The sequence below is a fragment of the Mycobacterium asiaticum genome, assembly GCF_001668675.1.
Classification (GTDB): Bacteria; Actinomycetota; Actinomycetes; order Mycobacteriales; family Mycobacteriaceae; genus Mycobacterium; species Mycobacterium asiaticum_D.
The window spans coordinates 1-11,805 of record NZ_LZKQ01000029.1; the positions used below are offsets into that span (position 1 = coordinate 1).

The following is an 11,805-nucleotide window of genomic DNA, read 5'->3' on the forward strand; positions in this document are numbered from 1 at the left end:
GCACGGCGTCGACCCGCCCGCCGTCGCGGACCCGGAAACCCTGCCGCCCATCAAGGAGTTGCTGCGCGGTTACGAGACGACGGTGCCGCTGTTCGTCAATGCGCTGCAACCCGTCGACTGGCGCTACACCAACGACCCGGCCTGGGTGATGCGGGACAAGGGTGATCGACTGGACTACAACCGGGTTTGGCTCAAGGCGCTGGGCACGGTGCCTGAGGATCCGGTGCTGCACACCGCCACGCTGCTGTATTCCTCGGACACCACCGTGCTGGATTCGGTCATCACCCGACATGGCCTGTCGTGGGGATTCGACCGGATTTTTGCTGCGTCGGCCAATCATTCGGTGTGGTTTCACCGGCAGGTCGATTTCAATGACTGGGTCTTGTATTCGACGAGCTCACCGGTCGCCGCGGACTCGCGCGGGCTGGGCACCGGGCACTTCTTCGATCGCTCGGGGCAGGTCGTCGCCTCGGTGGTGCAGGAAGGCGTCCTCAAATACTTCCCCGCCGTCCGCTAGTCCCCGCGCGAGCAGACGCGAAAGCTCCAAATCACCCGGCGTGTCGGGGACTTTCGCGTCTGCTCGCGCTAGGGAACGGGAGGCGTAACGTCGTGGTAGGCGCAGCTCGGCGAGGAGGTGCGGGTGAAACAGCCGACGGTCCATTTCCTACCCGGCCTGCACGCGCTGCGTGCGCGCGAACGTGTTGTCCTGCACGCCGATTCGCTGCGTGCGCGTTATACCAGCGCGCTTGCTCTGCTGCTCGCGGCATGCCTGCTGTTCGCCGTGCTTGCCCACTGGGGTCGACTGGGGTGGTGCCTGTCCATTTTGGCGGCGACGATGCTGATCACGCGCGGGATTTTCCTGGGCCGCCCGGTCACCGCGATGCATGCGGCGGCCGCCGCCGCTTTGCTGGTCGCCGGGTTGGGGGCGCACGTGCTGTCGCTGGATGTGCTCGGTCAGGTCATGATCGCCGGATCCGGCGCGGCACTGATGTGGCCGACGGCGGCGCGTCCGAAACCTGCCGATCTGCCGCGGGTCTGGGCGCTGATCGATGCCACCAACAACGATCCCCTGGCCCCGTTCGCCATGCAGACGGGCAAGTGCTACCACTTCGACGTCACCGGCAGGGCAGCGCTGGCCTACCGGACCCGATGGGGATTCGCGGTGGTCAGCGGGGACCCCATCGGTGACGAAACGCGGTTCGCCGACCTGGTGACCGACTTCGCCCTGCTGTGCCACACCCGCGGCTGGCGGATCGTGGTCGTCGGCTGCGGTGAGCGCCGACTCGGGTTGTGGACTCCCGCCGCCGTCGGACAATCGTTGCGCCCCATACCGATCGGTCGGGATGTCGTCGTTGACACGACCCGTTTCGCGCTGGCTGGGCGGCGGTTTCGAAATCTGCGTCAGGCGGTGAAACGCACCCACAACTTCGGAATCAGCACCGAAATCGTCGTCGAGCGCGAAGTCGACGATCGGCTGCGCGCGGAGTTGACGTCAGTGCTGCTGGATTCGCCGAAGGGAGCCCACGCCGATCGCGGTTTCTGCATGAACCTGGACGGCGTACTGGAGGGCCGCTATCCCGGGACGCAGCTGATCATTGCCAGGGACGCGTCGGGCACTGTGCAGGGCTTCCACCGATACGCGACGGCCGGCGGCGGCGGTGACCTGACGCTCGACGTGCCGTGGCGCCGCCGGGGAGCGCCCAACGGCATCGACGAACGGCTCGCCGTCGATATGATCGCCGCCGCCAGAGAGGCAGGGGCTCAACGGGTATCACTGGCCTTCGCGGCGTTCACCGATCTCTTCGGGGACGAGCGACGTGGCCTGGCAGCGCGGTGCTGCTATCTGCTGCTCCATCTGTTGGACCCGTTCATCTCGCTCGAGTCGCTGGATCGGTATGTCCGCAAGTTCCACGCCATGGACAGCCGGCGCTACGCCTTGGTCACACTCACCCAGACGGTGCCGCTGGCTTTCGTCCTGCTGACGCTGGAGTTCATGCCGCGTCGACGACGCCTCTGATCAGGAGATCCGCGCAGTCGATGTCCCTAGGTAGGTGGTGAGTGGCCACCACCACGGTCTTGCCGTCGGCCATCAGCCCATTGCCCGGCACCAGAAGTCGGCGCAGCACCCGTTCGGCGTCGGCCGCGTCGAGATGCTCGGTGGGTTCGTCGAGCAGCACGACACCGGCGGGGGACAGGACCGCCCGGGCGAGCAGCAACCGCCGGCGCTGGCCGGCCGAGACGGCTTGCGCGCCACCGGTCAACACGGTGGACAGGCCGTCGGGCAGACCGGTCAGCCAGTCGCCCAGCCCCACCGCATCCAGTGCGTCGGTCAACTCCTCATCCTCACAGTCACCGCGGACCACCAGCAGATTGTCCCGCACCGTGGTGGCGAAGATGTGTGCGTCCTCGGCGAAAAAGCAGACCGCCGAACGCAGTTCGGATTCCCGGATTCGCTGCAGGTCGACTCCGTCCAACGTCACCGCGCCATCCAACGGCGGCAGCAGGCCGGCCAGCGTCATCAACAGCGTCGTCTTGCCGGATCCGCTGGGGCCCGTCACGGCCAGCCGGGCACCCGGAGCCAGATCGACCGCGACGCGGTTGCTGACGGCGGCGGAGTGACCGGCCACCACCTCGGCGGACAACCGCCCCACCGGCCGCCCCGACGACGCCGCGGCCTCGGCCGGACGCTCGGGGACCGGCGGGGCCAGCGCCAGCAGGCGGCGCGCGGCGATCCTGGACCGCGTCAACTGCACCGCGGCCGCCGGCAACACACCGGTGGCCTCAAAGGCGGACAACGGCAACAACATCAACACCGCCAGGGTCGTCGGCGCAACCCCGGGGCCCATGCCGACAGCGGCCATCACCGCGCCGAGCACGCTGATGCCGATGGCGGCGGTCGGAATGGCCTCGGCGAGCGCGGCGGGCCGGGCGGCGGTGTCGGCCGCGTCGCCCCAGGCCCGTTGCTGGCGTTGCGATTCGGCGATGACGTCCGGTAGCGCGCCCGCGACCCGCAGTTCGGGCGCGTGCTGCAGCGCCAGGATCGCCGCGGTGTCGCGTTCGGCGTGGTGCTGGTCGGCAACCGCTTCTTGCGCGGCGGCGGCGCGGCCGGCCAGCCACGGCGCCAGCACCCCGGCCACGGCCAGACAGACCGCCAGCACCACTGCCGCCGCCGGCGAGATCAGCCCGACGGCCACGACGGCCGCCACCGAGAGCACCGCCGCAACGCCGATCGGGACCAGCGCGCGCACCAGCACGTCGGCCAGGGCATCCACGTCCGCGCCCACCCGGGCCACCAGCTCGCCGCTGTGCAGCCGAACGGCGCCGGCCGCCGGCCCCGTCGCCAGGCGGTGATAAATCTGCGCACGCGCGATGCCAGCGGCCCGCAACGCGGCGTCGTGGGTGGCCAGGCGCTCGCAATAACGCAGCACGCCGCGCGAAATCGCGAACGTCCGCACTGCGACCACCGCCACCGACAGATCGAGCACCGGCGGCATCTGAGCGGCCCGGGTGATCAGCCACGCCGAGACCCCCGCCAGCGCCAGCGCGCTGCCTAGCGACAGCACCCCGAGCGCGATGGCCGCCAGGAGGCGGGGGATACGTGGCCGCAGCAGCTCAGCGACGGCTGTGCGGAGTTCAGACCGGCGCATACCGCGCCTCGCTGCCGGCGAATACCTCGACAACCTGGTCACCGATCGCCAGGACCGGCGCGCGGTGTCCGATTACCACGACGGTGGCCCCGGCGCGGGCGCGCGCGACAATCGCCCGCAGCACCCGGTCCTCGGTGGCGGCGTCCAGGTGCGCGGTCGGCTCGTCGAGCAGCAGCACCGGGGCCGACGAGCCCAGTGCCCGGGCCAGGCCCAGCCGTTGCCGCTGGCCCAGCGACAGTCCGACGCCGCCGCGGCCCAGCATCGTCTCCGACCCGTCGGGCAGGGCGGTCAGTACGTCATCGAATCCCGCTGCGGCACAGGCGCTGTCGATATCGTCGAGATTTCCGAGTAGCAGCAGGTTGTCCCGCACCGTTCCCGGAACCAGCACCGGACGCTGTGGTAGCCAAGACAACTCGCGCCACCACCGCGCGGGGGCCAGTTCGGCGAGGCCGACGCCGTCCACGGTGACTCGGCCCGAAGACGGTGTGGTGAGTCCGGCGATCACCTGCAGCGTGGTGCTCTTGCCGGCACCGTTTCCGCCGGTCAGCACCGTCACCTGGCCTGGTTCGACGATCGCACTCAGACCCTCCGGCGCGTAGCCCTTTCGGGTTGCGACGCTGAGGTTTTCCAGGCGGATCCGGGCGCCGCGGGCGGTGATCGTGCGTTGCGCGGACGGCGCCGGTTCCGGTTCTCCGATGAGACCGAACGCCCGGTCCGCCGCCGCTCGACCATCCTGGGCGGCGTGGAATTCGGCTCCGATGCGGCGCAGCGGCCAGTACACGTCCGGTGCCAGCAGCAGCACCGTCAACCCGACTGTGAGACTCATTTCGCCGAACACCAGACGTAGCCCGATACTGACCGCGACCAGCGCCACCCCCAGCGTGGCCAGTAACTCCAACACCAGCGCCGACAAGAACGCGATCCGCAACGTCGCCATCGCCGAACGCCGATGCGCCGCACTGAGTTCGCTGATGCGCCGCTCCGGACCGGACGCCCGGCCCAACGCCCGCAGGGTGGGGATGCCGGCGATCAGGTCCAGCAGCCGCGACTGCAGAGTCGTCATGGCCGTCAGGGCGGCCGCCGACCGTTGGGCCGTGGCCAGCCCGATCAACACCATGAAGATCGGTATCAGCGGCAACGTCACCACCACGATGACCATCGACGTCACGTCGTACAGCGCGATCACCAGCACGGTGGCCGGGGTCAGGATCGCCGCGAGCAGCAGGGTGGGCAGATACCCGGTGAAATAGGGCCGCAGCCCGTCCAACCCGCGGGTCACCACCACCGCGGCGGAATCACGCTGCTCGGCCAGCTCGTGGGGCTGGCGGCCAGTCACCGCGGTCAGCACCTGCCCGCTGAGGTCGGCGATCACCGCGCTGGCCCCGCGCTGGCCCAAACGTGCCTGCAACCAGTGCGCGATCGTACGAATAGCCCACAGCCCGAACACAATCGACATCGGGACCGCCCAGCAACGCAGGCAGCGCGCCGACGGGTCGGTCGCCACCCGCGCCACCATGCCGCCCAGCACGATCGCCGCCGCGATCGCGCAGCCCGAGATCACCACCCCGCAGCCCACCGCGGCCAGCAGGTAGCCACGCAACGCCGCGGATGCCCGCAACAGCCGTGGGTCCAGTGGCGCTCGAGAGCTACTCAGGACGGACGCCTTCTCAGCCCGATCGAGGCCGGGATCCGGTCAGCGGAGATGCGTTGCCGGAACACCCAATACGTCCACCCCTGATAAACCACCGTCAATGGCACCATGATCGCGGTTACCCAGGTCATGATCTTGAGCGTGTAGGGCGTCGACGAGGCGTTGTAAATGGTCACATCCCATTGGCTGTTCAGGGTCGAGGGCACCAGGTTGGGATACAGCGAGCCGAAGAGCAATACCACCACGCTGGCGACCACCAGCAGCGTGCAGAAGAACGCCCACCCGTCGGACACGCGCCGCCACACCAGCAGCACCGCCGCCGTCATGGCGACCACGGCCACGCCCAACGGCGCCCAGGTCCAATTCTTGCCGTGCGCCAGCTGCGTCCAAATACCAAATCCGGCAACCAAACCCGTCGCCGGCAGCGTCAACCACAGCGCGAACCGGTGAGCGTCGTCGCGGATGGGCCCCTCGGTTTTCAGCGACACGAACACCGCACCGTAGAACAGGAACAAGCCGGCCGTGGCCAGACCACCCAGCAGCGTATAGGGGTTGAGCACGTCGCCGATCGACAAATGGACCTGTCCGTCGGCGTCCACCGGCAGGCCGCGCAGCAGGATCGCGAATGCCGTGCCCCACAACACGGCTGGCAGCCACGACCCGGCGGCGATCGCCAGGTCGGCCCAGCCCCGCCATTTCGGGTCGTCCACCTTGCCGCGCCATTCGATGGCCACGACGCGGACGATCATGCCGAACAGGATGGCCAGCAGCGGCAAGAACAGGGCCGAGAACATGGTGGCATACCAGCCCGGGAAGGCGGCGAACATGGCCGCGCCGGCGGTGATCAGCCACACCTCGTTCGCGTCCCATACCGGGCCGATCGTGTTCAGTGCTGCACGTCGATGAGACTCCTTGTCGCCCTTGCCAACTCGCGCAAACGGCGCCATCAGCATGCCGACACCGAAGTCGAAACCCTCGAGGATGAAGAAGCCGAGAAACAGCGCCGCGATGAGGCCGAACCACAACTCCTGCAGATTCATCGGTCAGCTCCTTTCGCGGGACGGCCCGCCGGACGGCTCAGTAGGCGAACGACAGGGGTTTCACCTGCTCCTCATCGGACTGCTGGTCTGATGGCGGTGCCGCGGGTTCGGCGTCGTGTTCCTGGGGGCCTTCCACGATGTAGCGCTTGAGCAGCCAGAACCAGATCACCGCGAGCACGGCGTAGATCAGCGTGAAGGTGGTGAGCGAGGTGATCACCATGCCGGGCGCGTGGTGGGAGACCCCGGCGGCGACGTTGAGGTGCACACTCTGGTCGCCGGTGGGATTGGGCACGACAAGCCAAGGCTGGCGGCCCATTTCGGTGAACACCCAGCCGGCGCTGTTGGCCAGGAACGGGGTGGGAATGGTCAGCAGCGCGAACCAGGCGAACCAGCGCTGACCCGGGATCCGGCCACGGCGGGTCAGCCACAACGCCACCAAAGCGAACAGCACCGGAACCGCCAGCAGGCCGATCATCATGCGGAACGACCAATAGGTGACAAACAGGTTGGGGCGGTAATCATTCGGCCCGAACCGCTGTTGGTAGTCCCGCTGGATGTCGCGCACGCCCTGCAGCTTGACGCCGTCGAACTTGCCCTCGGCCAGGAACGGGAGCACGTAGGGCACTTCGATCACGCGGGTGAGGGCGTCACAGTTGTTCTGCCGACCGACCGTCAGGATCGAGAAGTCCGGATCAACCTCGGTGTCGCACAACGATTCTGCCGACGCCATCTTCATCGGCTGTTGCTGGAACATCAGCTTGCCCTGGAAGTCGCCGGTGAAGAACAGCCCGACGGCGGCGAGCAACACCACCCAGCACCCCAGGACGGTGGCCGGGCGGTACATCGCCCGGGTGCCCGGGTCCACGGGGCTGGTCTGTGACCGGACCAGCCACCATGCGCTGACGGCGGCGACGAAGGTGCCCGCGGTCAGCAGCGCCCCGGCGACGGTGTGCGCGAAGGCAGTAAGGCCGGTGTTGTTGGTGAGCAGCGTCAGGATGTTGGTCAGTTCGGCCCGGTGGGTCTCCGGGTTGTAATGCACGCCCACCGGGTGCTGCATGAACGAGTTCGCCGAGATGATGAAGAAGGCGGACACGTTGACGCCGATGGCGACGATCCAAATGCAGGCCAGGTGCACCAGTTCGGGCAGCCGCCCCCACCCGAAGATCCACAATCCGATGAACGTCGATTCGAAGAAGAACGCGAGCAGGCCCTCCATCGCAAGTGGCGCGCCGAAGACGTCGCCGACGAAGCGCGAATACTCGCTCCAGTTCATCCCGAACTGGAATTCCTGGACGATGCCGGTGGCCACCCCGATGGCGAAGTTGATCAGGAACAACTTCCCGAAGAACTTGGTCAGTCGGTACCACGCGACATTGTCGGTGGCCACCCACGCGGTCTGCATGACCGCCAGCAGCGGCGCCAGGCCGATGGTCAGCGGCACGAAAATGAAGTGGTAGACGGTGGTGATACCGAACTGCCACCGCGATATGTCGACGACATTCATTGTCATCTCCCGGGGCCGCGGGGATAAGCGTAGTAACTACGACAGAGTGTAGTAGTCAGCCGGAGTGGGCGCTAGCGCAACGTGTGTGATGCCTTGCGGATGCCGAACGCGGAGACGACCTCGAACACGCCGATCACCACCAGCCAGATGCCGACCACCAGGGCCAGCGTGATGATCGACTCGAATGGCGAGGCCATCACCACGATGCCCGCGAGCAGGCTGATCACGCCGATGAAGATCTGCCAGCCCCGACCGGGCAGGTGCGGATCGCTGATCGCCGACACCGTCGTCGCGACACCACGGAAGATGAACCCGACCCCGATCCAGATCGCCAGCAGCAGCACGGCATTGCCAAAATGCCGGAATGCCAGCACCGCCAGGATCAGTGATGCGGCACCGCTGATGAACAGCAGGATGCGGCTACCGGCCGAGACGTGCAGCGAGAACGCGAACACGACTTGGGCCGCGCCGGTGATCAGCAGGTAGACGCCGAAGGCAATGGCCGCAGCGAGCACGGATATCTGCGGCCAGGCCAGCACGACGACGCCCAGGACGACCGACAGGACTCCCGACACCAGTGTCGACTTCCACAGGTGGGGCAACAGACTCGGCGGCGACGGCGGTGCGGGGGTTGTTGCAGGACTTGATTCCATCGCACCAGTGTGACGCATGTGGCGGTTTCGGTACAGGGCCTTTCGGTCCTACACGCGCGCCGCGCGCACGTCCTCGGTGCGCACGTCAGCGGGCTCGTCCACCGGCTTGCGGCCGACGAGATACCAGGTGCGCATCAGGCCTTTGCCCTTGACGTCGATGAGGCCCCGCTCGCGCAGCACGAAGTCATCCTTGAGCCGTTCATAGACCTCGTCGGGCACCTGGATCTGGCCGACGGAGTCGGTGGTCTCCATCCGGGAGGCGACGTTGACCGCGTCGCCCCACACGTCGTAGAAGAAGCGCCGCGAACCCACCACGCCGGCCACCACGGGACCGGTGGCCAGACCCACTCGCAGCGGGACCGCCCGGCCGTGCGGGTCCTTGAGAGATGCTGCGACGTCAGCCATTTCGAGAGCGAAGTCGGCCAGCGCGTGCACGTGGTCGGGGCGTGGTCGCGGCACACCGCTGACCACCATGTAGCAGTCCCCGGTGACCTTGATCTTCTCCAGATCGTGTTTGTCGACCAGTTCGTCGAAGGCGCCGTAGAGACGGTCCAGGAAGCGGACGAGGTCGGCCGGCGCGGTGCTGCTGGCGCGTTCGGTGAAGCCGACGATGTCGGCGAACAGCACGGAGGCGTCGTCGTACTTGTCGGCGATGACCTGCCGTTGGGGTTCCTTGAGCCGCTCGGCGATGCTGGCCGGCAGCATGTTCGCCAGCAGCGCCTCGGAGCGGTCGTACTGCTCCTCCATGACCGCCTCCGCGCGTTCGGTGTCACGCAGGGCGAACCACATCGTGACGACCACCATGACGCAGGCAGAGATCGTGGTGATGATGAAACCCGCCGATTGGGCCCAGGGCGGCTGCAGGCCGGTGTCGCGGGGGATGACGAATTCGGTCGTGATGACCAGGGCCGCGGCCACCGCCGCCAGGAAACTGGCCAAGACGATGTGTTCGGTGCCCAGCACGAGCACCACCAGGCACGCGCCCACGATGAAGAACAGCTGCGCTCCCGAGCTGGTCCCGACGTCCCAGCAGCTGGCGAACACCGTGACATAGGCCGCGGTGATGAACGTCAGCGGCGCTACCAGGTCACCGAATCGGTGCAGGGTGGGCACGATCGCGAAGATCAGCGCCGCGCAGATGTTGATCGAGACGACCTGCCAGAGCCAGGTGCCGAGCAGCAACTGCATGAGGACGAAACTGGCACTGACGATCACCGCCAGCCAGGAGGTGATGTTGAGGATCCGGGCGCGACGGGCAGCGCTGGCGGCGTAGTGCTGACGGATATCGCGCGTCTGCGTCCGTACGGCGGCGACGCAGTCTGGCCGGCTTGCCGAATGATCATCGCCAGCTGAAAGGGCACCGCAATTTTTAGCGGCCACGTGTCAAGAGTAACCGCCGAACTCGGCGTTTACCTCGTGTGGCGATTGGGACGGTTCGCCGGCGGGATTTTGCTGGCGGTGGGACGGGCGGACAAATCGAAGATGTCGGGCTGGGCGGCCACCACTGTTGAAATCCTGGATCGCCTGGACGCAGATGGCGGGGTTCACCAACGCGGCACGGTAGTGGTCGCATTGCGTTTACGGCTGGGACCGCAGGGGCGCGTGTTGCACGATGGGCAGCGGCCGGCGAGGTTGAGCCGGTGACCGCCGCGCGGCACTACACGCGGTACGACGCAGTCATGACCTGTGGCGTTGGTGCCCTCGGTGAGATTCGAACTCACACTGTACGGGTTTTGAATCCGTTTCCTCTGCCAGTTGGGATACGAGGGCTAGGTCCGGCTACCTACCTTAGAGGAACCCCCCGAGCGCCCGTCACAGCCGTCACGACACAATGTCCGTCATGACCGGCCCCACCTCCGACGCTGACGCCGCCCCGAAGCGGCGGGTCCTGATCGCTGAAGACGAAGCGCTCATCCGCATGGACCTTGCCGAAATGTTGCGAGAGGAGGGGTACGAGATCGTCGGCGAGGCCGGCGACGGACAGGAAGCCGTCGAGCTGGCCGAGCAGCATAAGCCGGATCTGGTGATCATGGACGTGAAGATGCCCCGCCGAGACGGCATCGACGCGGCATCCGAGATCGCCGCCAAGCGCATCGCGCCGATCGTGGTGCTGACCGCGTTCAGCCAGCGCGATCTCGTCGAACGCGCCCGCGACGCCGGCGCGATGGCCTATCTGGTCAAGCCCTTCACCGCCAGCGATCTGGTGCCGGCCATCGAGCTGGCGGTCAGCCGCTTCAGCGAGCTGAGCGAGCTCGAACGCGAGGTGGCGACGCTGTCGGATCGGTTGGAGACGCGCAAGCTGGTCGAACGCGCCAAGGGACTGCTGCAGGTCAAGCAGGGCATGACCGAGCCGGAAGCCTTCAAGTGGATTCAGCGGGCGGCGATGGATCGGCGGACGTCGATGAAGCGGGTCGCCGAGGTTGTGCTGGAGACCCTCGACACGCCCGAGTAGCTGGGCGAGCAGACGCGTAAGCCCCCGCACGCCCGGCGTGTCGGGGGCTTACGCGTCTGCTCGGCACCCCCTACCGCACCCGTTAGCGCGCGACGATCACCGACGAGCCGTGCCCGAACAGACCCTGGTTCGCGGTGACGCCGACCTTCGCGTTCTCCACCTGCCGACCGGTGGCCTGGCCACGCAGCTGCCAGGTCAACTCGCAGACCTGCGCGATCGCCTGCGCGGGGATGGCCTCGCCGAAGCAGGCCAGCCCGCCGGACGGGTTGACCGGCACCTTGCCGCCGATCGCCGTCGCGCCGCTGCGCAGCAACTGCTCGGCCTCACCCTTCGGGCACAGGCCCAGGTGCTCATACCAGTCGAGTTCCAGCGCGGTGGACAGGTCGTAGACCTCGGCCAGGCTGACGTCCTCGGGTCCGATGCCGGCCTCGGCGTAGGCGGCGTCGAGGATCTGGTCCTTGAACACCCGCTCGGGGGCGGCCACCGCGGCGGTGGAATCCGTTGCGATGTCGGGTAATTCGGGCAGGTGCTGCGGGTATTGCGGGGTGACGGTGCTGACCGCGCGCACCGACGGGACCCCGTCGAGGGAACCCAGGTGCTTGCGGGCGAACTCCGCGCTGGCCACGATCAGTGCCGCGGCGCCGTCGGAGGTCGCGCAGATGTCCAGCTGCCGCAACGGGTCGCTCACCACCGGACTGGCCAGCACGTCCTCGATCGAGGACTCCTTGCGGTAGCGGGCATTCGGGTTCTGCAGCCCGTGTTGGGAGTTCTTCACCTTCACCTGCGCGAAGTCCTCCGACGTCGCGCCGTACAGATCCATCCGGCGCCGCGCGAGCAGCGCGAAGTACACCGGGTTCT

The 11,805-nt window shown here is 67.6% G+C and carries 10 protein-coding genes, 1 tRNA gene and 1 pseudogene; 4 read left to right on the top strand and 8 right to left on the bottom strand.

The window, feature by feature from the left end; genetic code table 11:
- Positions 1 to 517, top strand: a pseudogene (locus tag A9X01_RS02335) (acyl-CoA thioesterase domain-containing protein); the annotation flags it as partial.
- Positions 518 to 640: 123 nt separating this feature from the next.
- The gene (locus tag A9X01_RS02340; RefSeq protein ID WP_065119128.1) at positions 641 to 2,017 is read left to right on the top strand and encodes a bifunctional lysylphosphatidylglycerol flippase/synthetase MprF; all 1,377 of its coding nucleotides are present in this window, start codon (positions 641 to 643) and stop codon (positions 2,015 to 2,017) included.
- Here A9X01_RS02340 and cydC read toward each other — a convergent pair.
- The 6 genes from cydC to A9X01_RS02370 all read right to left on the bottom strand — a co-directional run bounded on the left by cydC (position 1,992) and on the right by A9X01_RS02370 (position 9,875).
- The gene (gene cydC, locus A9X01_RS02345) at positions 1,992 to 3,647 is read right to left on the bottom strand and encodes a thiol reductant ABC exporter subunit CydC (protein ID WP_065119122.1); all 1,656 of its coding nucleotides are present in this window, start codon (positions 3,645 to 3,647) and stop codon (positions 1,992 to 1,994) included. The genes A9X01_RS02340 and cydC overlap by 26 nt on opposite strands.
- The gene (gene cydD, locus A9X01_RS02350; protein ID WP_065119129.1) at positions 3,634 to 5,223 is read right to left on the bottom strand and encodes a thiol reductant ABC exporter subunit CydD; all 1,590 of its coding nucleotides are present in this window, start codon (positions 5,221 to 5,223) and stop codon (positions 3,634 to 3,636) included. The genes cydC and cydD overlap by 14 nt, the downstream gene beginning before the upstream one ends.
- A 74-nt stretch (positions 5,224 to 5,297) precedes the next feature.
- Positions 5,298 to 6,338: a cytochrome d ubiquinol oxidase subunit II gene (gene cydB / locus A9X01_RS02355; RefSeq protein ID WP_065119123.1), complete on the bottom strand. Its 1,041-nt coding sequence runs from the start codon at positions 6,336 to 6,338 to the stop codon at positions 5,298 to 5,300.
- Between the two features lie 37 nt (positions 6,339 to 6,375).
- The gene (locus tag A9X01_RS02360; protein WP_065119124.1) at positions 6,376 to 7,842 is read right to left on the bottom strand and encodes a cytochrome ubiquinol oxidase subunit I; all 1,467 of its coding nucleotides are present in this window, start codon (positions 7,840 to 7,842) and stop codon (positions 6,376 to 6,378) included.
- Between the two features lie 71 nt (positions 7,843 to 7,913).
- Positions 7,914 to 8,513 (bottom strand): HdeD family acid-resistance protein, encoded by a 600-nt coding sequence (locus tag A9X01_RS02365; protein ID WP_155771880.1) that lies wholly within the window; start codon positions 8,511 to 8,513, stop codon positions 7,914 to 7,916.
- Between the two features lie 30 nt (positions 8,514 to 8,543).
- Positions 8,544 to 9,875 carry an adenylate/guanylate cyclase domain-containing protein gene (locus A9X01_RS02370; RefSeq protein WP_065119125.1) on the bottom strand — a complete coding sequence of 444 codons (1,332 nt, stop codon included), beginning with the start codon at positions 9,873 to 9,875 and terminating at the stop codon, positions 8,544 to 8,546.
- On the opposite strand from A9X01_RS02370, the gene A9X01_RS02375 reads away from it, so the two are divergent.
- On the top strand, positions 9,876 to 10,139 hold the full coding sequence (locus A9X01_RS02375; RefSeq protein WP_065119126.1) for a hypothetical protein: 264 nt from the start codon (positions 9,876 to 9,878) through the stop codon (positions 10,137 to 10,139).
- Between the two features lie 49 nt (positions 10,140 to 10,188).
- Here A9X01_RS02375 and A9X01_RS02380 read toward each other — a convergent pair.
- Positions 10,189 to 10,265, bottom strand: a tRNA-Leu gene (locus tag A9X01_RS02380).
- A gap of 70 nt (positions 10,266 to 10,335) precedes the next feature.
- Here A9X01_RS02380 and A9X01_RS02385 point away from each other — a divergent pair.
- The gene (locus A9X01_RS02385; RefSeq protein ID WP_065119127.1) at positions 10,336 to 10,947 is read left to right on the top strand and encodes an ANTAR domain-containing response regulator; all 612 of its coding nucleotides are present in this window, start codon (positions 10,336 to 10,338) and stop codon (positions 10,945 to 10,947) included.
- A gap of 82 nt (positions 10,948 to 11,029) precedes the next feature.
- Here A9X01_RS02385 and A9X01_RS02390 read toward each other — a convergent pair.
- Positions 11,030 to 11,805: lipid-transfer protein (locus A9X01_RS02390; RefSeq protein WP_155771881.1), on the bottom strand; the 776-nt coding region annotated here is incomplete at its 5' end.

Coding starts and splice junctions, on each gene's coding strand:
- cydC (WP_065119122.1), bottom strand. CDS start 3,647: ATGCGCCGGTCTGAACTCCGCACAGCCGTCGCTGAGCTGCTGCGGCCA.
- cydB (WP_065119123.1), bottom strand. CDS start 6,338: ATGAATCTGCAGGAGTTGTGGTTCGGCCTCATCGCGGCGCTGTTTCTC.
- A9X01_RS02360 (WP_065119124.1), bottom strand. CDS start 7,842: ATGAATGTCGTCGACATATCGCGGTGGCAGTTCGGTATCACCACCGTC.
- A9X01_RS02365 (WP_155771880.1), bottom strand. CDS start 8,513: ATGCGTCACACTGGTGCGATGGAATCAAGTCCTGCAACAACCCCCGCA.
- A9X01_RS02385 (WP_065119127.1), top strand. CDS start 10,336: ATGACCGGCCCCACCTCCGACGCTGACGCCGCCCCGAAGCGGCGGGTC.